The 23,261-nt window shown below is 69.4% G+C and carries 17 protein-coding genes and 1 rRNA gene; 10 read left to right on the forward strand and 8 right to left on the reverse strand.

Translation table 11 applies throughout. The features are described 5' to 3' along the window. Positions 1–218 (reverse strand): 16S ribosomal RNA (locus MKL20_RS29370); the annotation flags it as partial. A 792-nt stretch (positions 219–1,010) separates the two neighbouring features. Between MKL20_RS29370 and MKL20_RS29375 the strand changes: the two genes are divergently transcribed. Continuing rightward, the gene (locus tag MKL20_RS29375; protein ID WP_244039649.1) at positions 1,011–3,041 is read left to right on the forward strand and encodes a M23 family metallopeptidase; all 2,031 of its coding nucleotides are present in this window, start codon (positions 1,011–1,013) and stop codon (positions 3,039–3,041) included. A 119-nt stretch (positions 3,042–3,160) separates the two neighbouring features. Here the strand turns inward: MKL20_RS29375 and gluQRS are convergent, their stop codons facing one another. The 3 genes from gluQRS to MKL20_RS29390 form a co-directional block, all read right to left on the reverse strand. Next, the gene (gluQRS, locus tag MKL20_RS29380) at positions 3,161–4,024 is read right to left on the reverse strand and encodes a tRNA glutamyl-Q(34) synthetase GluQRS (protein WP_244039650.1); all 864 of its coding nucleotides are present in this window, start codon (positions 4,022–4,024) and stop codon (positions 3,161–3,163) included. Continuing rightward, complete coding sequence (locus tag MKL20_RS29385; protein ID WP_244039651.1) at positions 4,021–4,302, reverse strand: hypothetical protein; 282 nt, start codon at positions 4,300–4,302, stop codon at positions 4,021–4,023. Before MKL20_RS29385 ends, gluQRS begins: the two co-directional genes overlap by 4 nt. Before the next feature lie 255 nt (positions 4,303–4,557). After that, a complete protein-coding gene (locus MKL20_RS29390; protein ID WP_244039652.1) occupies positions 4,558–6,594 on the reverse strand; it encodes an ATP-binding protein in 2,037 nt (678 codons plus the stop codon). Between the two features lie 191 nt (positions 6,595–6,785). Here MKL20_RS29390 and MKL20_RS29395 point away from each other — a divergent pair, with 191 nt between their 5' ends. Further along, positions 6,786–8,429, forward strand: coding sequence for a GMC oxidoreductase (locus MKL20_RS29395; protein WP_244039653.1), 1,644 nt, complete (start codon positions 6,786–6,788; stop codon positions 8,427–8,429). Positions 8,430–8,481: 52 nt separating this feature from the next. Further along, complete coding sequence (locus tag MKL20_RS29400; protein ID WP_244039654.1) at positions 8,482–9,420, forward strand: LysR family transcriptional regulator; 939 nt, start codon at positions 8,482–8,484, stop codon at positions 9,418–9,420. A gap of 318 nt (positions 9,421–9,738) precedes the next feature. On the opposite strand, the gene MKL20_RS29405 is transcribed toward MKL20_RS29400, so the two are convergent. Continuing rightward, positions 9,739–11,259 (reverse strand): DUF2252 domain-containing protein, encoded by a 1,521-nt coding sequence (locus tag MKL20_RS29405; protein ID WP_244039655.1) that lies wholly within the window; start codon positions 11,257–11,259, stop codon positions 9,739–9,741. Between the two features lie 271 nt (positions 11,260–11,530). Between MKL20_RS29405 and MKL20_RS29410 the strand changes: the two genes are divergently transcribed. From MKL20_RS29410 to MKL20_RS29435, 6 genes are all read left to right on the forward strand, one after another. Further along, positions 11,531–13,183 (forward strand): acetolactate synthase large subunit, encoded by a 1,653-nt coding sequence (locus MKL20_RS29410; RefSeq protein WP_244039656.1) that lies wholly within the window; start codon positions 11,531–11,533, stop codon positions 13,181–13,183. Positions 13,184–13,225: 42 nt separating this feature from the next. Further along, the gene (locus MKL20_RS29415; protein WP_244039657.1) at positions 13,226–14,401 is read left to right on the forward strand and encodes an iron-containing alcohol dehydrogenase; all 1,176 of its coding nucleotides are present in this window, start codon (positions 13,226–13,228) and stop codon (positions 14,399–14,401) included. Positions 14,402–14,577: 176 nt separating this feature from the next. Next, positions 14,578–15,405 carry a poly(R)-hydroxyalkanoic acid synthase subunit PhaE gene (locus MKL20_RS29420; RefSeq protein WP_244039658.1) on the forward strand — a complete coding sequence of 276 codons (828 nt, stop codon included), beginning with the start codon at positions 14,578–14,580 and terminating at the stop codon, positions 15,403–15,405. Then, positions 15,398–16,528, forward strand: coding sequence for a class III poly(R)-hydroxyalkanoic acid synthase subunit PhaC (gene phaC, locus MKL20_RS29425; RefSeq protein ID WP_244039659.1), 1,131 nt, complete (start codon positions 15,398–15,400; stop codon positions 16,526–16,528). The genes MKL20_RS29420 and phaC overlap by 8 nt, the downstream gene beginning before the upstream one ends. 480 nt (positions 16,529–17,008) lie before the next feature. Further along, positions 17,009–19,021, forward strand: a complete 2,013-nt coding sequence (locus MKL20_RS29430; protein WP_244039660.1) for an acyl CoA:acetate/3-ketoacid CoA transferase — start codon at positions 17,009–17,011, stop codon at positions 19,019–19,021. Beyond that, positions 19,014–20,486 (forward strand): NAD-dependent succinate-semialdehyde dehydrogenase, encoded by a 1,473-nt coding sequence (locus MKL20_RS29435; RefSeq protein WP_244039661.1) that lies wholly within the window; start codon positions 19,014–19,016, stop codon positions 20,484–20,486. The genes MKL20_RS29430 and MKL20_RS29435 overlap by 8 nt, the downstream gene beginning before the upstream one ends. 106 nt (positions 20,487–20,592) lie before the next feature. Here MKL20_RS29435 and MKL20_RS29440 read toward each other — a convergent pair whose 3' ends face one another. Beyond that, positions 20,593–21,180, reverse strand: coding sequence for a sugar O-acetyltransferase (locus MKL20_RS29440; protein ID WP_244039662.1), 588 nt, complete (start codon positions 21,178–21,180; stop codon positions 20,593–20,595). 136 nt (positions 21,181–21,316) lie between these two features. Between MKL20_RS29440 and MKL20_RS29445 the strand changes: the two genes are divergently transcribed. Then, positions 21,317–21,859, forward strand: a complete 543-nt coding sequence (locus MKL20_RS29445; protein ID WP_244039663.1) for a TetR/AcrR family transcriptional regulator — start codon at positions 21,317–21,319, stop codon at positions 21,857–21,859. A gap of 17 nt (positions 21,860–21,876) precedes the next feature. Here the strand turns inward: MKL20_RS29445 and MKL20_RS29450 are convergent, their stop codons facing one another. Beyond that, on the reverse strand, positions 21,877–22,566 hold the full coding sequence (locus MKL20_RS29450) for a response regulator (RefSeq protein ID WP_409568214.1): 690 nt from the start codon (positions 22,564–22,566) through the stop codon (positions 21,877–21,879). A gap of 123 nt (positions 22,567–22,689) precedes the next feature. Further along, positions 22,690–23,253 carry a TetR/AcrR family transcriptional regulator gene (locus tag MKL20_RS29455; protein ID WP_244039665.1) on the reverse strand — a complete coding sequence of 188 codons (564 nt, stop codon included), beginning with the start codon at positions 23,251–23,253 and terminating at the stop codon, positions 22,690–22,692. Positions 23,254–23,261 lie beyond the last annotated feature (8 nt).

The following is a 23,261-nucleotide window of genomic DNA, read 5'->3' on the forward strand; positions in this document are numbered from 1 at the left end:
GCTAATCAGACGCGGGCCGATCCTCCGGCAGCAAGCCTTTCCCCAAAAGGGCGTATCCGGTATTAGCTCAAGTTTCCCTGAGTTATTCCGAACCAGAGGGCACGTTCCCACGCGTTACTCACCCGTCCGCCGCTGACACCCGAAGGTGCCCGCTCGACTTGCATGTGTTAAGCCTGCCGCCAGCGTTCGCTCTGAGCCAGGATCAAACTCTCACGTTGAAGAGATTGATCTGGCCGATCACGTAATTCTCAGACGGAGCCTCACAATCGACCAAGCAGCGCTTCACAGCGCAGCCAGATCGGTGAGCTCAAAAAGAGAGATACGACGATCGGCACTAGTCTCTCACTTGTCGAAGCCAAAGCTCCGACCGCAAGGACAAACGCCGTCCGCGTCTCCCTTCCTCAATTCCAACAATGTCAAAGACCCTGAGCCGACCGGCGAACCGGACCGCTCACAGACGAGACGACGATCCGGGCCAGAGACCCCGATCACCCGCTTGTCCGACTGGGAGAACCGTGATACCGGCCAGACCATCCGGTCGGCCGCCTCAGCGGTGGAGGGCGTCTAGAGCCCGCCGATCCCCCTGTCAACCCCGTCGCCGAACCCGCAAGACGCGAACCCGACCCCGAAGCCGCATCGGACAAAAACAGAAAATCGCCCGGCAAACCCGCCGGCCAATCGCCGATCCTGTCAGAAGATGCGTCAGCGCCCGGGCCGCTTCCGCGGCCGGCGCCGATGAACAGGGGTATAAACAGGCCCCACAGAGCCGTCAACACCGGGGGGAAGATTTTTGAAGGTTGGTCCCGGCCGACCCCCCCCCTCCCCTCTCGGTTCGGCATCGGGAATTCCCTCCAGAACAGGACCCCGGTAGAGAGGTGGGGCGCCTCAATCTCGACATGCTGCCCCCCGAGAGGAACAGGCCGTGCGTGAGCGGTGCGCGCGTGCCCGGCCGCCGATCCTCTAATCACCAGCGAGAGCGCCGTGCGCCGTCGTCTTTCCGGGACCTGCGAGTGAAGCGCGAGCGACTCAAGATCGGCGACGTGGCCGCCCTCGCCCCCGGCGTCGGCCGCGGGGTCCAGGCGCCCCTCGATCTCCTCGGCGCGGATGCGACCCAGATCGATCGCCGCGCGGTCAATCTGCGTTGGCTCTGCGCCAGCACGCTCACGGGCCTGACCGGCGCGGGCCTGATCGCGGCCGCGCTCCACGTCTCCCTGCAAGGTGATGTCTCCTTCGCGGCGATCCCCGAGAAGGCCACGATCATGCCCCGGCCGCAGCCGAGCGAGAGCGGCGCCAACCTCGCCCGCAAAGGCGACCGGCTGGTGCGCAACCTAATGATCGCCTCGGCCAAGCAGAGCTTTCGCGCGCCCGTGACCGTCCGCCTGGGGGATCGCGAGATCATCAAGGCCAAGGCCTTCGTGCGGATCACCACCCCCCTGTCGATGACGACGGGCGTTTATGCCGGTGAGCTGCCGCGGTTCGATCCGATGAAGTTCGTCTCCGACGAGCCCCTGGAGCGCGCGCCCGACGCCGCCGCCGACGCGCCCGGGGCCGAGGTCACGGTGGTCAAGCGCGACCTCGCGGATGCCGCCGTCGATGCCAATGCCCCTGCGCTCACCGACGACGACGTCACCGCACAGGTGGAGGAGGAGCGCCGGATCGCCGCCGAGGCCGGGCGCCGGGCCGCCATCCCGATCGCGCCCCAGATCCTGCTGTCGCGCACGCTGCAGCAGGGCGCGGGCGGCGATGCGGAGAGCTCGGCCGCCAAGGACGCCAACCCGTTCAAATCGATCGAGGTGCTGGTCGTCCCCGAGAACGTCACCAAGGTTCCCAAAGTCGAGCTGAAGCCGAACGAGGCGCCGCTCGTGGAGGAGCGCGACATCGCGCTCAAGCGTGGCGAGACCCTGGAGGGCATCCTGAAGGCCACCGGCCTGGCCGGGGACGAGCAGATCCGCGGCATCGTCGCGGCGCTCGGCGGCAAGACCCGCACCGCGGCCTTGCCGGAAGGCCAGCAGATGCGGGTGCAGGTCGCCCCCGGACCGCGCCCCGGTGATCCGCGGCAGGTCACCCGCGTGGTGCTGTACGGCGAGAACGGCATCGAGGGCATCGCGGCGCTCAACGACCGGAGCGCCTTCGTCTCGGTGGCGCCGCCGACCGAGGAAGCCCCCTCCTCCAAGCCGCAGCCCCAGGCGGATGCCGGCGAGGACGACGAGGAGGATTCGGGCTCCGGGCCGCGCCTGTACCAGAGCCTCTACGAAACGGCCGCCCGCCACGACCTGCCGCGGGCCACCGTCGAGGACATCGTCCGGGTGTTCAGCTACGATCTCGACTTCCAGCGCCGGATCGCCAGCGGCGACGGGCTCGACGTGTTCTACACCTACGACGACGAAGCCGGGGCCGACCGGCCGGACCTGCTCTATGCCGCCCTGACGCTGGGGGGCGAAACCCGCAAGGTCTACCGCTTCCAGTCGCCGGATGACGGCACGATCGACTATCTCGACGAGCAGGGCCGTTCCCTGAAGAAGTTCCTGCTGCGCAAGCCGATCCCGGATGGGATCATGCGCTCCGGCTTCGGCTATCGGATGCACCCGGTGCTGGGCTACGCCAAGCTGCATACCGGCGTCGATTGGGCGAACCCGATCGGCACACCGATCGCGGCGGCGGGCAACGGCGTGGTGATCCGGGCCGAGATGACCTCGGGCTACGGCAACCGGGTCGAGATCCAGCACGTCAACGGCTACGTGACGACCTACAACCACATGTCGCGGTTCGGCCGCGGGGTGAAGGAGGGGGTCCGGGTCCGGCAGGGGCAGATCATCGGCTATCTGGGCTCCACCGGCCTCTCCACCGGTCCGCACCTGCACTACGAGGTGATCATCAACGGCCACTTCGTCGACCCGATGAAGATCCGCGTGCCCCGCGGCCGCGAGCTCGACGGGCGGCTGCTTGCCGAGTTCAAGCGCCAGCGCGAGCAGGTCGACGCGACCATGCAGAAATCGAAGAGCGCGACGGCGCTGGCGCAGCGGGATGCCGCGGTGCGCTGAGCGGTTGCCGACGCCATTCCGAGCGTAGCGATCGAGGGTCGCGCGCAAAGTCTCAGCGCGGTGTTTCCCCGGGTTGCTTCGCTGCGCTCGCAATGACGGCGGGAATTGCCGCCATCGGCTCAGGCGAAGCCGAGGCGGGCGCGGATCTGTTCGGGCGTCCCCCCCGCCTGCCTGAGATCGGCGAGGCTTTGCGAGCCCCGGGACTTGGCGAGTTTGTCGCCGTCGGGATCCAGGATCAATGCGTGGTGGTGGTAGCGCGGCGTCGGCAGGCCGAGCAGGCGTTGCAGCAGGACGTGGAGATCGGTGCCCGCTTCGAGGTCCCGGCCCCGGACCACGTGGGTGATTTCTTGCTCCGCGTCGTCGTGGACCACGGACAGGTGATAGCTGGTCGGCACGTCGCGCCGGGCGATTACGGCGTCGCCCCAGCGGGCGGGGTCGGCGGTGACCCAGCGCGTGTCGGCTCCGTCGAAGGCTTCATAGCCGAGGGCGTTGCCGGCGCAGCGCAGGGCGGCCGCCCCATCAAGGCGCCAGGTATGCGGCTCGCCCCGGACTAGGCGTTCGGCCCGGATCGCCGGTTCGAGCAAGCGGCAGGTGCCGGGATAGAGCGGCGCGCCGTCCGGATCGTGCGGGTTGTCGGCGAGGGCGGCAGCCTGCGCCCGGATCTGCCCGCGGGAGCAGAAGCAGGGATAGGCGAGTCCCCGGTCGATCAGACGCTGGAGCGTCGCCTGGTAGGTGTCCATGTGGCGGGACTGGTGCCGCACCGGCTTCGGGTAGGTTAGGCCGAGCCAGGCGAGGTCGGCGACGATCGCCGCGACCAAGTCCGGCTTCGAGCGGACCGGATCGATATCCTCGATGCGCAGGCGGCAGAGGCCGCCCATCTGCTCCGCCAGTTCGGCGTTGAGCAGGGCTGAATAGGCGTGGCCGAGATGGAGCCGTCCGTTCGGGCTCGGCGCGAAGCGGAGGATCGGCGCGTCCGGCCTCACCCGTCGCGGTGGCGCAGGCAGCGCGGCTCGGCGGTCTGGCAGGCGATGCCGGGCAGCGAGCAGGCCGGGCCTTCGGCCAGGCGCTGGCAGACGCGGCAGCCGTCGGTCCATTCGAGGCAGGCCGGGTCGTCGGCGACCGAGCGCGCCGGGACGGCGTGCCGGGTAGGCAGGAGCTCGCCGAGCAGCACCGTCGCGACCACGAGGATCGCGATGCCCCAGGCAGCGAGGGCGCCGCTCGAGGAGCGCGGTGCGGGTGGCTGAGTGGCGGCTGTCGACATGGGCTTTCTGTTGGCGTGGGGAGCGGCCCGCTGTCAACGCGGGAGCGGCGGGGCTCGAGCATCGTCCCGAGAGGGGACCGCCGGCTTTCGGAGGAAGACGATGGGAATCAGAAAGCTAGAGCGCTCTCCAACGAAGTGGCTCCGGTTCGTCGCAAGAGAGCGCGTCAAAACAAGAGTTTAGAGGCGTGACCCGACCCAACGTGGTCGGGCACGGCCCTAGCGTGTCGTGCCGGTTCCGATATCCGGCACGACACGCTAGGCGGCCTGTGCGGTGCGGCGCTCCAGCAGGGCCGGAAGCAGCTTCAGATTGAGGGGCTTGGCCAGGAACCCGTCGAACCCGGCCGCGTGGGCGGCGATCTCGTCCTCGCGGCCGGCATTGGCGGTGAGCGCCACGAGGTGCAGCCGCGTCCCCTCCCCGGCCGCTTCCGCGGCGCGGATGCGGCGGGCGGTCTCGTGGCCGTCGAGGCGGGGCATCCGCACGTCGATCAGGGCGAGGTCGAACGGGCCATCCGAGGCCAGCCGCTCCAGCGCCTCGACCCCGTCGACCGCCTGGACGACCTCGGCGCCGAGGCGCTCCAGGGCACGGGTCGCGAGCAGCGCGTTGATCGGGTTGTCCTCGGCGAGCAGGATCCGCTGGCCGGTCCCGGTCCGCGCCGGGGCGGGAGCCGGGAGGGTGCTGGATTCGACCGCGACCGGCGGGGCGAGCAGCCGCTCGAACAGCGAGCGGGCCCGGATCGGCTTGATCAGGTAGCCGTCGAAGCCGGCCGCGCCCGGCGCTCCGAAGCCGCGGCGGTCGAAGGGCGAGAGCAGGACGAGGCTGCAGCGCACCCCGCAGGCGCGGGCGGCGTCGGCGATCTGGCGGACCGCCGCGTCGCCCAGCGCCCGGTCGGCCAGGACCGCGTCGAAGGCCGCGCCCGACAGGGCGTCGAGGCCGTCCTCCAGGGTGCCGACGATCACGGTGGCCGCCCCGGCCCGGGACAGGCTGCGGGCGAGATAGGGGGCCTGATAGGGCGAATCGGCCACGATCAGGCAGCGCCGGCCTTCGAGCCCCGGCAACGGGGCAGGGTTGGCACGCGCGCCCTCGGCCTCCGGCAGCGGCAGGACGACCCGGAAGGTCGAGCCGCGGCCGACACGCGACTCCGCCTCGATCCGCCCGCCCATGCGGGTCACGAGCCGGCGGGTGATGGCGAGACCCAGGCCGGTGCCCTCATGGCTGCGGCTGGCGCTGCCGTCGCCCTGCTCGAATTCCTCGAACAGGATCGGCAACCGATCCTCCGGGATGCCGGGGCCGGTGTCAGAGACGGAGAGCACCGCCTCCCCGCCCCCGGCGTCGGTGCGGACGAAGCTGAGGCTCACCCCGACGCCGCCCCGCGCGGTAAACTTGATGGCGTTGCCGGCGAGGTTGATCAGGATCTGCCGCACCCGGTCGGCATCGCCGACGAGCCCGTGCGGGAAGCTTTCCGTGACGTCGAGGGCGATCTCGATGCCCTTGTCCTGTGCCCGCGGGGCCAGCAGCTCCACGACGCTCTCGGCCAAAGCCGGCAGGTCGAAGGGTTCGGCCGCGAGGTCGAGGCGACCGGCCTCGATCCGGGAGAAGTCGAGCACGCCGTCGATCAGCCCGAGCAGGGCCTGGCCGCTGGTGCGCACGGCCTCGACATAGGTCCGCTGCTCCAGGTCGAGGGCAGTGCCGAGCACAAGCTCGGCCATGCCGAGGATGCCGTTGAGCGGGGTGCGCATCTCGTGGCTGACGGTGGCGAGGAAGCGCGACTTCGCCACGCTGGCGGCCTCGGCGCGTTCCAGCGCCGCGTCGCGGCTGCGCAAAGCCTCGACCCGGGCGGTGACGTCGCGGCCGGCGCGCAGCCAGTGCATCGCGTCGCCATGGGCCACCGGCATCTCCACGAAGGCGAACCAGCGCACCTGGCCGTCCACCGAGCGGACCTGCGCCTCCATGCGGCGGACCCCGTCCTCGCCGACCTCGACCTCGCGCCGCTCCAGGATCTCGAGATCGATCTGCGCGCCGAGCAGGTCGATGGCCGGACGGCCGAGCAGCTGGGCGTAATCGTCGTTGGCGTAGGTGATCCGCCCGCGGGCGTCGCGCTGAACGATCACCTCGGTGGTGGCCGCGACCAGAGCGCGGTAGCGGTCTTCGCTCTCGCTGATCCGCCAGATCCGGTCGTGCAGCCGCTCGGCCTCGGCCTCGTCCGGGGCGGAGCGCCGGGCCCGCCAATGACCGAGCGCGAGCGCCGCCGCGATCAGCAGGGCCAGCATGAGCGCGATATCCTTGACGACCATGGCTGCCTCCCCGGCTGCAGGCCGGCTCGGCGCAGGATCGCAGGCGAAGCTGAAGGCGGCGTTGGGAAAAGCGCTTAACCGGCGGTTGCGGTGGTCGCGGCCGTCGAATGCTAAACGTCGTCGCAGACCGATCCGAAATCCGGCTCGCGAGTTGCCTGCCAGGACAATCGGTCCGGACGGAGACAGTGCCTATGCCGGGTGAGCATTACGACGTGATCATCGTCGGATCCGGCCCCGGCGGCGGGACGATGGCATGGCGCCTGGCCCAGACGGGCAAGCGCATCCTCCTGATCGAGCGCGGCGACTACCTCCTGCGCGAACCGCGTAACTGGGACAGCCAGGCGGTGATCGTCGATGGTTACTACCAGACCAAGGAGACTTGGTACTCCTCTACCGGCAGCAGCTTCCAGCCGGGCCTGCATTACTATGTCGGCGGCAACTCGAAATTCTACGGCTCGATCCTGTTCCGCCTGCGCGAGAAGGATTTTTCGGACATTCGCCACGAAGACGGCATCGCTCCGGCCTGGCCCGTGGGCTACGACGAGTTCGAGCCGCATTACCAAGCCGCCGAGGAGCTGTTTCACGTCCACGGCCAGCGCGGCGAGGACCCGACCGAGCCCTGGTCGCGCAAACCCTACGCCCATCCGCCGGTCTCGCACGAGCCGCGCATCCAGCAATTGTTCGACAACCTGAAGAGCGCCGGCCACCACCCGTTCCACCTGCCGGTGGGCGTGCGGCTGGTGGAGAAGGACGGGCGCGCCGTCTCCACCTCGCCCTGCATCAAGTGCGAGTCCTTCGACGGCTTCCCCTGCCCGACCAACGGCAAGTCCGACGCCCAGACCATGGTGGTCGATCCGGCCTTGCGGGACTGCCCGAACCTGACGCTTCTCACCCGCACCTATATCGAGCGCCTCGTCACCGACCCGAGCGGCCGCAGCGTGACCGGCGTCGTCGGCACGCGCGATGATGCGCCGTTCGAGGCCTCGGCCGATCTCGTGGTGGTGGCCTGCGGGGCGCTGTCCTCGGCACTGCTGCTGCTGCGCTCCGCCAGCGAGCAGCACCCGGACGGCCTCGCCAACGGCTCCGGCCGGGTCGGGCGCAACTACATGCGCCACAACAACTCGACCGTGCTGGCGATCTCCAAGGTGCCGAACCCGACCCGCTTCCAGAAGACCCTCGGCCTCAACGATTTCTACTTCGGCGACCCGGACCGGAAGGACGCGTGGGACTTCCCGCTCGGCCATATCCAGATGGTCGGCAAGTCCGACGGCGCCCAGATCCACGGCGAGGGGCTGCCCGGCTTCCTGCAATGGTTCCCCAACAAGCCGTTCGACTGGATCGCCAAGCACTCCGTCGATTTCTGGCTGACCTCGGAGGACATCCCGCTCGCCCAGAACCGGGTCTACTATAAGGACGGCAAGGTCCATCTCGATCTCACCGAGACTAATGTCGAGGCGCACAAGCGCCTGCGCCGCAAGCTGCAGGAGATCTGCAGCTTCACCGACATGCACCCGCACCTGTTCGACCGCTCGCTCTATCTCGGCAAGAACGTCCCGATCGGCGGCACCGCCCACCAGGCCGGCACCCTCCGGTTCGGGGATGATGCCACGACCTCCGTGCTCGACCGGAACTGCAAGGCGCACCAGCTCGACAACCTCTACGTCACCGATGCGAGCTTCTTTCCGTCGATCGGCGCCGTGAATCCGACCCTCACGATCATCGCCAACGCCCTGCGGGTCGCCGATCACCTGGTCGACCGGATGGGCGCCAAGAACGCGATCGCGCCGCCACGCCTGTTCGACCACACCGAGCCGCGGGAGCCGGTTCCGGCGTAAGGGTTTAGCTCTGCTATACAGGGCGATCGACCTCGAACCGATCGCCCCGCCCTTGGCCATTGATCACATCGATCTCAGCCGGATCGACCTGAACCTGCTGGTCGCCCTGGATGCCCTGCTCGACGAGCGCAGCGTCACCCGGGCGGCGGCCCGGATCGGCGTCGGCCAATCGGCGATGAGTTCGAGCCTCGCCCGGTTGCGCCGCCTGTTCGACGACGAGCTGCTCACCCGGGCCCCCGACGGGATGCGGCCGACGCCGCGGGCCCTGAAGCTCGCCGAGCCTCTGCGGGCGACGCTGCGGCAGGTCCAGGCCCTGGTCCACCGGGAGGAGCGGTTCGATCCGGCCACCGTGGAGCGCAGCTTCACGGTGAGCCTGCCCGACAGCGTCGAGGTCCTGCTCGGGCCTCGATTGCTCGCGCAGCTGCGCCGGGAGGCCCCCGGAATCAGGCTGCTGCTGCGCTCCGTCGATCGCACCCATATCCTCGACGAATTAGACGCCGACCAAGTCGATCTTGCCATCGGGTTCTTCTCGGAGGGCCAGCTCCACCACAAGCAGCGGCTGCTCTACCGGGACAGCTATGTGGTGCTGTTCAACGCTGACCTGATCGGGATCCAGCCGCCGATCGCGCTCGACGATTACCTGCGGTTCCCGCACGTCCTGACCTCCCTGCGGGAAACCGCCCACGGGGTGGTCGACGACGCCCTGGCGCTGATCGGGCGCTCGCGCGTCCTCGCGGTGACGACGCCGCGCTTCCTCGTGGTGCCGTTCCTGGTCCGCGCCGCGCCGGTGATCGCCACCATGCATGCCCGGCTCGCCGCCGCCTTCGCCAGCGCGCTCTCGCTCGCGGTCAGCCCGGTGCCGGTGCCCCTGGACGACGTGGCGGTGTCGATGCTGTGGCACGCCTCCTACGACCGCGACCCGGCGCACCGCTGGCTGCGCGAGCTCCTGGTGCGGCTCGCCAACGAGGCGCCGGAATTCGGGATGCTGTGACGGCTGCTTTGATGCGCCTCACCAACCCACCCCCTCATCCTGAGGTGGCGCAGCGAAGCGGAGCCCTCGAAGGAGCCCTCCAGGGATCGCGCGGCTGGCTGGAAGCCTCCTTCGAGGCTGCTGCGCAGCACCTCAGGATGAGGGGATGGGTTGGTATGGGCCGTCCGCGGGACGCGATCCGATCCCCTGTTTCACGCCGGCATTGCGAGCGCAGCGAAGCAACCCAGTGATGCGCCACGGTTCGGGGATCGCGCGCCGCCCTCAGTTGCTTCGCTGCGCTCGCAATGACGGAGAGGGCGGTGTGACCTTCACCGGACCTCATAGACAGGGATCCTCCGCCGCCTCCAGCCGGCCGCTGGCGATGGCGTCGCGAAACAGCTGAAAATCCGCGGCATTGCGCTCCGCATAGGCCGCCGCCCAATCGGCTAGGGCTTCGCGCAGGTCGGGCTGCTTGCCGCTGCCGCAATAGCCGGCGATCGCCGCGGCATCCCCGGTCCGCGCATGCGCCCGGGCCAGGAGGGCCCCGTAGGCATACGAGAAGGTCAGGAGCGACAGGCCCGACATCTCCGCCAGGGGGATCGCGCCCTTCAGGTTCTTCATCTGGCGCACGTAGAACGGCCGGCCGTCGATGCTGGTCCAGCCGAGCAGCGGGTCGCCCACCGCCTGGAGCAGGCGCTGGCCGTAGATCACGCGCTCGCCCTCGTGGCCGGCATAGGGTTCGGGCATGCCCGGCAGGTAGGGGGCGTTGGCCGGGCGCACCGCCTCCTTGACCTGGAGGAACAGCGCGTCCCGGTCGGAATTGCCGCACAGCAGCGCCACGTAGGCCCGCGTCCCGACGCTGCCGACCCCGACGACCCGGTGGGCCACGTCGACCACTTGGTAGCGGTTGAGCATGAACCGCCGCTCCCGCGGCAGGGTCTCGGCGTAATGCTCCAGCCCGGTGACGATGCTCTGCCGGGTGGCGTCGTCGACCGGCGTGAGAATCGGCGGCTCCGCCCGGAACCGCCAGCCGCCGTCGGTGCGGCGCTCGGCGATCTGCCCCAGGAGGCTGCGGTTGTTCTTCCGGCGCGCCTTGTCGACCGCCCGGGTCACCACGGCGCTGGCCTCCGCGTCCATCCGGATCCGCCCGAGGCGCCGGGCATCGGCCACCGTGGTCTGGTACCAGACGTCCAGGGAACCCTGCGGCGCCAGGCGGCGCATCGTGCGCTGATAGCCGGACACCGCCTCCATCACGGCGCCGCGCTGGGCGTCCGGCGGCGCGCCAGCTTCGGCGGTGGCGACCATGATGCCGGCCGCGAGCCGCTTCAGGTCCCATTCCCACGGGCCGACCGTGACCTCGTCGAAATCGTTGAGATCGAGGACGATGTCGCGCTGCGGCGTGCCGAACAGGCCGAAATTGTCGATATGCGCGTCGCCGTTCATCACCACGTCGATGCCGCTGCGGGGCCCGCGCGACAGGTCCCAGGCCATGACGTGCGCGGCGCCGCGCAGGAACGCGAACGGGCTGGTCGCCATCCGGGCGACCCGCAACGGGATAAGATGCGCCTGCCGGCCCTCGTGGGCCGCCTCGATGAGGCTGACCGGATCGGGGCGGTCCGACTCGGAGCGCAGGGCCGCATGGTCCGCGTGCGGGACCTCCGCCCGCAGGGCCTTGCCGGCCTGCCGGCGCTTGTCCCACGGCTCGACCCCCACCCGGAGATCGATCCGCGGGAAATCGGCGAGCGGCGCCAGCACCACGTCCGCGGCCGGCGTCTCCGAGGCCGGCGTCTTGGGTGCCGGCGTCTCGGGGGCCGGAAGCGCCGCCCCGTCTCGTGTCTCGTCGTTGCGCACCTGGTCCATGATCTTCCGCCGAACCGAACGCACGAGAACCTTGACCGTACTCGGTCGTTCCGAGCCGGCTCTATCCCCGTACACGATAAGATTGCCCCGGCTCTGTGACCTTTCAGCTCCCGACGGGTCTTGACCCCATTACAGGCCAGCCCTCTAACCGAACGCCTATCCGGAGGGCGTTCGTCCCGGTCCGAGCCGCGCGGATCACACCGCATCGGTGACGGGCGGATCGGGGACGGACCGCACGGCGCCGGCTGGCGTCGCATCAGTGGGACATCACATGCCCAAGGGCTCAGATCTACTCGTTGCGGCCCTCGAGAACGAGGGCGTCGACCGCATCTTCGGCATCCCCGGCGAGGAGAACCTCGACGTCGTCGAATCGCTGCGCACCTCCAAGATCGAGCTGGTGCTGACCCGCCACGAGCAGGCGGCGAGCTTCATGGCGGCGACCCATGGCCGCCTCACCGGCCGGCCCGGCGTGTGCCTCTCGACCCTGGGCCCGGGCGCCCTGAACTTCTCGACGGGGGCGGCCTACGCCCATCTCGGTGCGATGCCGATGATCATCATCACCGGCCAGAAAGGCATCCTGTCCTCCCGGCAGGCGAAATTCCAGATCGTCGACGTGATCAGCTCGATGAAGCCGATCACCAAGATGGCCCGTCAGATCGTCTCCGCCTCCTCGATCCCCACCATCGTGCGCGACGCCTTCCGGGTCGCGACCGAGGAGCGGCCCGGGCCGGTGCTCCTGGAGCTGCCCGAGGACATCGCCGCCGAGCAGGCCGAGGCCTACGTCGTGCCGCCGCACCCGATCGACATCCCGGTCGCCCACCCGGCCGCGATCGAGCGGGCCGCCGCCATGATCCTCCAGGCCAAGCGGCCGCTGGTCATGCTCGGCGCCGCCGCCAGCCGGCCCCGCGCCACGGGCGATCTCGGCGGCTTCGTGCACCGCACCCAGATCCCGTTCTTCACCACCCAGATGGGCAAGGGCACGGTCGCCAGCGGCACCGACCTCTACATGGGCACCGCGGCGCTCTCCGAGCGCGACTACGTCCACGAGGCGATCGACAAGGCCGACCTGATCATCGCGATCGGCCACGACACGATCGAGAAGCCGCCCTTCTTCATGGGCCAGGCCGACCAGAAGGTGCTCCACATCGGCTACATGCCGGCCAACGTCGAGCAGGTCTATTATCCCGACGCCGAGGTGGTCGGCGACCTCGGGCCGACCCTGAAGCTGCTCGCCGACAAGCTGGAGGGCAAGCTGCCCAACGCCGGCGCCCTGCTGCCCCTGCGCGAGCGCATCCTCGGCCACATCGCCGACCGGGCCGGCGAGGACCGCTTCCCGGTGACGCCGCAGCGGCTGGTGCGCGACGTGCGCCGGGTGATCCCGGAGGACGGGATCGTGTGCCTCGACAACGGCATGTACAAGATCTGGTTCGCCCGGAACTACCGCACCTACGTCGCCAACACGCTGCTCCTCGACAACGCGCTCGCCACCATGGGCGCCGGCCTGCCCTCGGCCATGATGGCGGCGATGCTCTACCCGAACCGCCGCGTCATGGCGGTGTGCGGCGACGGCGGCTTCATGATGAACAGCCAGGAGCTGGAGACCGCGGTGCGGCTCAAGCTCAACCTCGTCGTGCTGATCCTGGACGACTCGGCCTACGGCATGATCCGCTGGAAGCAGGCGGTGGACAAGTTTGCCGACTACGGGATGACCTTCGGCAACCCGGATTTCGTGCTCTACGCCCAGTCCTACGGCGCGAAGGGCCACCGGGTCGAAGCCGTCAACGACCTCGTCCCGACCCTGGACCGCGCCTTCGCCGAAGGCGGCGTGCACCTCGTCGCGGTGCCGATCGATTATTCGGAGAACACGCGCGTGCTGGTCGAGGAATTGCGCGAAAAGGTGAAGCATTTCGAACCGGCGGAGTGAGCTCTTCGAAGAGTTGACCACGGTCCACCAGGGGGCATCGCGATGAATCCGTTCACCTTCCAGACCACCCCGAACGTGCTGTTCGAGGCCGGCGCCTCCAAGAAGCTGCCGGAGATCGTCGGCACCTTCGGCGCCAAGCGCGTCCTGCTCGTGACCGACAAGGGCGTGCGCAAGGCCGGCCTCACCGAGGCCGCCGAGTCCGCCCTGGCGGCGGCCGGCATCACCATCGACGTCTACGAGGACGTGGTCGCCGACCCGCCCTCCACGGTGATCGAGGCGGCGGCCAAGCGGGCTCGGGAGCTGGGGACGGACCTGGTCCTGTCGATCGGCGGCGGCTCGGCGCTCGATACCGCCAAGCTGGTCGCCTACCTGGCGAAGTCCGACGAGTCGCTCGATTCGATCTACGGCGTCGGCTTGGCCAAGGGCGACCGGCTGCCGCTGATCCTGGTGCCGACCACCGCGGGCACCGGATCCGAGGTGACGCCGATCTCCATCGTCACGACGCCGACCACCGAGAAGAAGGGCGTCGTCGCGCCCAAGCTCCTGCCCGATTGGGCGGTGCTCGATCCGGAGCTGACGCTGGGCCTGCCCGCCCCCGTCACGGCGGCGACCGGCATCGACGCCATGGTCCACGCCATCGAGGCGTTCACCAGCAAGAACAAGAAGAACCCGATCTCGGACCAGCTCGCCAAGCAGGCCCTGGCCCTGCTCTCGGCCAATATCCGCACCGCCTGCTCGGACGGCCGCAACCTCGAGGCGCGCTCCGGCATGCTGCTCGGCTCGATGCTGGCCGGCATGGCCTTTGCCAACGCGCCGGTGGCGGCTGTGCATGCCCTGGCCTATCCGGTCGGCGCGATCTTCCACGTGCCGCACGGGCTCTCCAACGCCCTGGTGCTGATGGGGGTGATGCGCTTCAACCTGTCCCACGCCGAGGCGCTCTACGCCGAGCTGGCGCCGATCCTGGATCCGGCCGCCGCCGACCTGCCGCCGGCCGAAGCGGCCGCGCGCTTCGTCGAAAGCCTCGACGCGATCTGCCGCGACTGCAAGGTCCCGGCTTCGCTGGCCGAGGTTGGTGTCGCGCAGAAGGATCTGGAGCGGATGGCCACCGACGCGATGAAGCAGACGCGGCTTCTCGTGAACAATCCCCGCGAGGTCACCTACGACGACGCCTACGCGATCTACACCGAAGCGCTCGGCGAGGCGCGCCCGGCGGCCTGATCCCTGGAAGGCTTCCGACCCTCAACCTCCTCCTTCGAAGCCGAACGATCTGCGATCGTCCGGCACCTCAGGATGAGGGGGCTGGGTTGGCGTTCGGTGGGGTCCGGCGGGCACACGTTGGACTAAAAAGCTCATACCGGCATCACAAAGCCGGACCGGCTGGGAGAAACGCCGTCATGGACCAGTTCGACGCGTTCAAGGCGATGGGCGAATTCTGGGCCCGGGCCGGCGCGGGTTTCCTGTCGCCCGGCGCCACGCCGGGCTTTACCTGGCCGACCCCGCCGCAGACCGATCTCGCCGGCCTCGCCACGGCGCAGAGCCAGCTCGCCCAGGCCTGGGCCTCGGCGACCGCTCTGTCCCAGACCCTGACCGCATCGCTGCAGGGCGGCGCCGGTGCGCCGGACCCGACCGCCGGGGCGGTGCTGGCAAAGATCTTCGATCCGCAGGCCTGGCTCGGCGGCTCGGCCGAGTTCGACGCGGCGCTGACCCGGATGTCGGAAGGTCCTCAATTGGCCGACCTGTGGCAGACCGAGCGGCGCTATGGCGCGCTGTTCACCGCCTGGGCGGCGTTGCGGCGGGCGCAGGCCGAGCATCAGGCGGTGATGCTGAACGCCTGGACCCGGGCGGCCGGCACCTTCGCCAAGGAGGCCAATGCCCGGGCCGACCGCGGCGAGGGCTTCAGCTCCGCCCGCGAGATGATGACCCGCTGGACCGAGACCGCCAACGCGGTGCTGCTGGAGGTCCAGCGCTCCGAAGCGTTCCTGGCCTCGCAGCGGGTGGTGCTGAAGGCGTCGACCGACCTGCGGCTCGCCCAGCAGGACCTCTCCGCCTTCCTGTCTGATTTCTACGGGCAACCGACCCGGGCCGAGCTCGACGACGTGCACAAGAGCCTCACCGAGCTGCGCCGGGAAGTCCGCGCCCTGCGCCGGGAGCGCCGGGAGGCCGCTCGGGTTTCGAAGATGAACGGCACGGTCGCGCAGGAAGCGGAGACGGCCCATGGCTGAGCAGGACGCCCCGAAGGCCCCCGTCGCCCCGCTCCCGCTCAACCCCGCCGAGATGATGGCCGAGGTCGCCGAGCTGGGCCGCCGGATCAGCGCGGGCGCCAAGCTGTTCTCGGACGTGCGCGACGCCGACGTGCAGATCGCCACCACGCCCAAGGACCTGGTCTGGAGCCAGGACAAGGTCTCGCTCTATCGCTACCGGCCGCTGGCCGAGAGCAAGGGCCTGCCGCCGGTGCTGATCGTCTACGGGCTGATCGGCCGCTACACGATGGCTGACCTGCAGGAGGATCGCTCGCTGGTCCGCAACCTGCTCAATCTCGGCCTCGACCTCTACGTGGTCGACTGGGGCAATCCGGGCAGGGCCGACCGCTACGTCACCATCGACGACTACGTCGACGATTATCTCGCCGAATGCGTCGCCTTCGTCGGTGCAGCCGCGGGGCGCGAAACAATCAACCTGCTCGGGATCTGCGAGGGCGGTGTCTTCACCACCTGCTACGCGGCGCTCTACCCGGAGCGGGTCAACGCGATGGTGCTGACCATCACGCCGATCGACTTCCACGCCGACACCCGCGAGACCCGGGCCGGCCACGGCTTCATCAACGTCTGGACGCGCTCCCTGTCGCCCGAGGATGTCGACCGCCTGATCGACGCGCAGGGCTCGCTGCCCGGGGCGTTCATGGGCTCGGTGTTCTCGATGATGACGCCGATGCGGACCATGACGAAGTACAACCTCGACTTGCTCGACGCCCTAGACGACAAGAAGAAGTTCTTGAACTTCCTCCGCATGGAGAAGTGGATCGCCGACCGGCCGGACCATCCGGGCGAGGCCGCCAAGCAGTGGCTCAAGGATCTCTATCAGGACAACAAGCTGGTCCAGAGCACCTTCGTGCTCGGCGGCCGCACGGTCGACCTGAAGCGCATCGCCTGCCCGGTGCTCAACGTCTTCGCCCAGGACGACCACATCATCCCGCCCGCGACCTCCCAGGCCCTCAAGGACAAGATCGGCACCGACGACTACACCGAACTCGGCCTGCCCGGCGGGCATGTCGGGGTCTTCGTCGGCGGCAAGGCGCAGAAGTTGCTGGGCTCCGGCATCGCCGATTGGCTGGGTGCGCGTGGGTAGCCCCATGCGCGGCCACAGGGAAGCCGCGGGGTGCACGTTCGTGGATGAGAAACGCGCCGCTTGTCCCCCTCCCCCCTCTGCGGGGGAGGGTACCCTGCGCAGCAGGGGGGGAGAGGGGCAGCGCGACGGTGGTGGATATGACGCCGGTTGCGACGTTTCCGGACGCGGCGCTCCCCTCTCCCGACCCGGCCTGACGGCCGGCCCACCCTCCCCCGCAGAGGGGGGAGGGAAAGCGCGCGGATCCCGCGCTATATTGCGGGCCAGTACCGTCGGCCGATCCGGATCTCTCCCTCATCCTGAGGTGGCGGCGCGCAGCGTCGCCCTCGAAGGAGCCCTCCAGGGATCGCAGCGATCCCTGGAGGGCTCCTTCGAGGCCGAGCGATCTGCGATCGCCCGGCACCTCAGGATGAGGGTGATGGGTGGGATCGGCCGGTGCTCCGATCGCGATGATGTCCGATTCCAGGCTCCGAGGATAACCGCATGGGCAGCCTGAAGAACAAGATCGTCAGTGCCGACGAGGCGCTCGCCATCCTGCAGGACGGCGACATGGTCGCGGTCTCAGGCTTCGTCGGCATCGGCACGCCGGACGAGCTGATCCTGGCGCTGGCCCGGCGGTTCGAGGCCGGCAACGGGCCGCACGGGCTCGGGCTGATGTTCGCGGCGGCCCCCGGCGACGGCAAGGAGCGCGGCCTCAACCGGCTGGCGATCCCCGGGCTGGTGCGCCGGGTGGTCGGCGGCCACTGGGCCCTGGTGCCCAAGCTCGCCAAGATGGCGATCGACGGCCAGATCGAAGCCTACAACCTGCCGCTGGGGGTGGTGTCGCATCTCTACCGGGAGATCGCGGCCCACACGCCGGGCCACATCACCAAGGTGGGCCTGCGCACCTTCGTCGATCCGCGGCTCGAAGGCGGCAAGCTCAACGCGGTGACCCATGAGGACCTGGTCAGCGTGGTCGAGCTCGGCGGCGAGTCGTGGCTGCACTACAAGGCGTTCCCGGTGAACATCGCGCTGATCCGCGGCACCACGGCGGATCCGGCCGGCAACATCACCATGGAGCGCGAGGCGCTCACCCTCGACAACCTTGCCGCCGCCATGGCGGCCAAAAACTCGGGGGGCTTCGTCATCGCCCAGGTCGAGCGCCTGGCCGAGGCCGGCTCGCTCGCCCCCCGCGAGGTGCAGGTGCCCGGGGTGCTGGTCGATTGCGTGGTGCTGAGCCAGCCGGAGAACCATCGCCAGACCTACGGCACCGCCTACAACCACGCCTTCACGGGCCGCCAGCGCGTGCCCCTCGACCGGATCCCGCCGATCCCGCTCGACGCTCGCAAGGTCATCGCCCGGCGCTGCGCCTTCGAACTGCCCCCGGGGGGCGTGGTCAATCTCGGCATCGGCATGCCCGAGGGGGTCGCGGCGGTGGCGGCAGAAGAGCGGGTGCTGAAATACCTGACGCTCACCGCCGAGCCCGGTGTGATCGGCGGCCTGCCGCAGGGCGGGCTCGATTTCGGCGCCGCGCTGAACCCGGCGGCTGTGCTGCACCAGAACCAGCAATTCGACTTCTACGACGGCGGCGGCCTCGACCTCGCCTGCCTCGGGCTCGCGCAATGCGATGCCGAGGGCAACGTCAATGTCAGCCGCTTCGGCAAGCGGCTCGCCGGCGCCGGCGGGTTCATCAACATCTCGCAGAATGCGAAGAGCCTGGTCTTCGCGGGTACTTTCACGGCCGATGGGCTGGAAGTGGTGGTCGAAGGTGACGGCATCCGGATCGTCACCGAGGGGCGCTCGAAAAAGTTCATCGCGGCCGTGGAGCAGGTGACCTTCTCTGGCGCCTACGCGGCCGAGCGCGGCCAGCCGGTGCTCTACGTGACCGAGCGCTGCGTCTTCCGCCGGATCAAGGCCGGCATGGAACTCGCCGAGGTCGCCCCCGGGGTCGACATCGAGCGGGACATCCTCGGGCAGATGGGCTTCACGCCGATCGTGCAGGACCCGAAGTCCATGGATCCCCGGCTGTTCCGGGACGCCGTGATGGGGCTGGAGCCCTGGCTCCTCGGGCTCTCCCTGTCGGAGCGAATCAGCTACGATCGGGAACGCAACATCCTGTTCTCGAACCTCGAAGGTTTTCAGGTCCGGACCATCGACGACGTGGAACTGGTGCGCCGGGAATATGAGCGCGCCTGCCAGGAAATCGGCCGCAAGGTCCACCTGATCGCCAATTACGACGGGTTCGAGATCGACCCGACGGTGAGCGATGCTTATTTCTCAGCGATCGCCTATTTGGAGAACCGGTACTACGAGACTGCATCGCGCTACACCACGAGCGCGTTCTTGCGATTGAAACTCGGTGCCTCGTTGGCGAGCCGCGATCTGGCTCCGCATGTCTTCGAGACAAAAGCCGAGGCGCAGGCGAGGAATACGGCCCCAAGCGTGCCCCTCAAGTCGCGGACGGCCCTGTCTCAGCCGGACAGGCCGCAGCCGCCGAAGGAACCGTTGAATGCCTGAGTCCGACACACTCACCCTGAAGGACCGCAGCCTACTGGTCGAATCCTGCCTGATCGGCGGGGACTGGTCGAAGGCCGGGTCCGGCACCATCGACGTCACCAACCCGGCTACCGGCGCGGTGATTGCCCGGGTGCCGAATGCCGGCGCCGAGGAGACCCGCCGGGCGATCCAGGCAGCGCACGACGCCTATCCGGCCTGGCGCGCCAAGACCGCCAACGAGCGCGCCGTGCTGCTGCGCAAGCTCGCCGCCCTGGTCACCGAGAACCAGGAGGATCTGGCCCAGATCCTCACCGCCGAGCAGGGCAAGTCGCTGGCCGAATCCCGCGGCGAGGTTGCGATGTCGGCGGCCTACGTGCTGTGGTTCGCCGAGGAGGCGCGGCGCGTCTACGGCGACGTGATCCCCTCCCCCTGGGGCGACCGCAAGATCCTGGTGACCAAGGAGCCCGTGGGCGTGGTCGCGGCGATCACCCCGTGGAACTTCCCGTCATCGATGATCGCCCGCAAGATCGCTCCGGCGCTGGCCGCCGGCTGCCCGATCGTCATCAAGCCGGCCTCCCAGACCCCGCTCTCGGGCCTCGCCTGGGGCGTGCTGTGTGAGAAGGCCGGCTTCCCGGCCGGGACCGTCAGCATCCTCACCGGCTCGGCCCGGGCCATCGGCGGTGAGATGACCGGCAACCCGCACGTCAAAAAAATCACGTTCACCGGCTCCACCGAGGTCGGCAAGGTGCTGCTCGAGCAGGCCTCGCACACGGTGAAGAAGGTCTCGATGGAATTGGGCGGCAACGCCCCCTTCATCGTGTTCGACGACGCCGACCTCGACCGGGCGGTGGCCGGCGCGATGCTCGCCAAGTACCGCAATTCCGGCCAGACCTGCATCTGCACCAACCGCTTCCTGGTGCAGGACGGGATCTACGACGCCTTCGCCGACAAGATGGCCGAGGCTGCCAACCGCCTGAAGGTCGGGAACGGCATCGAGGAGGGCGTCGCCCAGGGGCCGCTGATCGACATGGCCGCGGTGGAGAAGACCGAGGCCCATATCCGCGACGCCGTCGAGAAGGGCGGCCGGGTGGTCGCGGGCGGCCATCGCCACGCGCTGGGCGGCCAGTTCTTCGAGCCGACCGTGATCACCGGCGCGACCCCCGACATGGCGGTGGCCCGGGAGGAGACCTTCGGGCCGCTGGCGCCGCTGTTCCGGTTCCGCGACGAGGCGGAGGCGATCCGCATGGCCAACGACACCGAGTTCGGCCTGGCCTGCTACTTCTACACCCGCGATCTCGGCCGCACCTTCCGGGTCGCCGAGGCGCTGGAATACGGCATGGTCGGCATCAACGAGGGGATCATCACCACTGAGGTGGCGCCCTTCGGCGGCGTGAAGGAATCCGGCCTCGGCCGCGAGGGCTCCTACCAGGGCATCGAGGATTACCTGAACACCAAGTACCTCTGCGTCGGCGGCCTCGGCGCCTGAGCGGCGCCGTCCTCCGCGACGCGCGCGTTCGATCCCGGGGCCGGCCCCGGGATCGAGCGGCCGGGATCCGGCGCTGCCCCGGATGCAGCCGGCCTGCGCCCCGTTCTCAGGGCGCGGATCCGTAGGATTGCCGCTCGTCGTCGCTGATCGCGCGGATCACCCGGCACGGATTCCCGGCGGCCAGGACCCCGTCCGGCACGTCGCGGGTGACCACGCTGCCCGCGCCGATGACGGTGCGGGACCCGATGGTCACGCCGGGCAGGATCAGGGCGCCGCCGCCGACCCAGACATCCGACCCGATCTCGATCGGCTTGCCGAATTCCTGGACACGGCGCAGGGCCGCGTTGGTGGGGTGCAGGGGCGTCAGGATCTGAACCGCCGGGCCGAACAGGGTGAAGCTGCCGATCCGGACCCGGCAGACATCCAGGATGACGCAGTTGAAGTTGAAATACACCCGCTCGCCGAGTTCGATGTTCGACCCGTAGTCGCAGAAGAACGGCGGCTGCATCCAGACCGTATCGCCGCCGACCCCGAAGATCTGCTGGCACAGGTCCCGGCGCAGGGCCTCGTCGGCATCGCGCGTGGCGTTGAGCTGCTGGCAGAGATCCCGCACCCGGGCGCGGGCGGCGACCAGTTCGGGATCGAGCGCGTCGTAGAGCTCGCCCGCCAGCATCTTTTCGCGTTCGGTCCGCATCGGCATCCTCCCCGGTTCAGGTTCGCGCCGAAGCCAGGATCGGGAACTTCCGAGCTGTCTCAGCGATGCGTACATATGTACGCATCGGGCGCAGATGCCAACCAGCTCTGAACCGGTGTCCCCCCAGGAGCTCTGTGTGCCCTCGTCCCAGCGCCGCTACGACCCGGACCGCCGCGCCCGCATCGTCCAGGCGACCCTCGACGTCATCGCCGAGCACGGCGTCGCCGGGACGACGCATCGCCGGGTCGCGGCGGCGGCCGACGTGCCGCTCGGCTCGATGACCTACCACTTCACCGGCCTGGTCGAGCTGATCACCGAGGCCTTCACCCTGCTGGCCGATACGGTCTCGGCGCGCTTCACCGAGCGGCTGGCCGCGGCCTCGAACCGCGACGAAGCCTGTGAGGCCGTGGTCGATCTCATCGTCGACGACAGCTGGGCAACCCCGCGCAACATGCTGCTGAGCTACGAGCTCTACGCCTTCGCCGCCCGCAACCCGCCGCTGCGCCTGGTCATGCAGGCCTGGATGGAGAAAAGCCGCGCGGCCCTGCGGCAGCATTTTTCAGCCGATACGGCGAAGGCCCTCGACGCCCTGATCGAGGGCCTGTCGATCCATCGCTCGGTCGATGTCGAGCCGATGGATCGCGCTGAGGTCCGCGCCCTGGTCGAGCGCGTGGCCTGATACGAAATCCGGGCCCGTCAGGCCGGATGGGCGTTGTGGATCCGGTCGAAATCGAGCGCCGCCGTGTCGATCACGATCTGCGTCCGGCTGATCACCTCGAGCTTGCGCAGGATCTCCGAGACATGGGCCTTCACGGTGGAATCGCCGACCTGAAGCTCATGGGCGATCTGCTTGTTCAGCTTGCCCTGGCGGATCATCATCAGCACCCGCAATTGCTGCGGCGTGAGCCGGGCGAGGCGCTCGGCGAGCGGCGCCTTCTTGGCGTGGGGCGCCGGTGCGCTGGCCTCGGCGAGGCCGGGGGGCAGGAACAGGGCGCCGCTCATCACCTCGGTGATCGCCCGGGTCAGCGTGGTCTTGTCCATGGCCTTGGGCACGAAGCCGGCGGCCCCGTGCTGCAGGGCCTCGCGGACGATGCGCGGATCCTCGTGGCCCGACACGATCAGGATCGGGATGCGCGGGAAGCGGGCCCGGATCGTGATCAGCCCGTCGAAGCCGGTGACGCCCCGCATGGACAGGTCGAGGAGCGTGAGGTCGATGCTCCGGTTCTCGGCCAGCACGGCGCAGGCCGGCTCGATCCCGTCGGCCTCGTGCAGGACGGCATCCGGATGGGCGAGGCGGATCGTGGCCGCCAGGGCATCACGGAACAGCGGATGGTCGTCGACGATCAGGAGATGCACGGACGGTGCGGTTCCTCGCTCGAGATCCAGATGTGGGGCCCACTGGAATGCCTGAAAACTGATCGATGCGGCCCCCCAGCGCAAGCGGGTGCTGAGAACGCCACTTGCGTAGGCCCTACCCGGATGGCGCATCTAGCCCCGACGCGGGCCGGCTCATTCGGCCGCCCCTGCAGGTATTGCCCGGGCGATCCAGGCGCGGGTCTGCGCCAGCACCTCGTCCGACAAGTCCGGATCGTCGCTCATCCGGGCAAAGATCATCGCGCCGACCATGGCGGCCCAGCTTCCGATCGCGGCCTGGCGGGCGGCCTCCGAATCCGCCGCATCGGCGCCGTCGGCGAGCCGGGCGATCTGCCGGCGCAGGCCCTCGGTCATCGCCGCCCGCGCCTCGGGCGCCTGCCGGATCGTCTCGGAGACGAGGGCCGCCACGGGGCAGCCGCCTCCGGGATTGTCGCGATGGCCGGGGCTGAGATAGCGCGCCGCGTAGTCGGACAGGGCCGTCAGCTCGGGCTCCGGAGCCACCACCAGTTCGGCCAGTGTCGTGGCGATCAGATCGTCCTTCGACCGGAAGTGGCCGTAGAAGCCGCCATGGGTGAGGCCCGCCTCCCGCATCACCTCGGCCACCGTCACCGCCTCGAAGCCGCGGGCGCGGAACAGCCGCCCGGCCGCTTCGAGGATCCGGCGTCGGTTCTCGACCATCTGCTCGCGGCTGACGTTCATGTGCGCAA

Origin of the sequence: Methylobacterium sp. E-066 (genome assembly GCF_022829635.1) — a bacterium.
GTDB lineage: Bacteria > Pseudomonadota > Alphaproteobacteria > Rhizobiales > Beijerinckiaceae > Methylobacterium.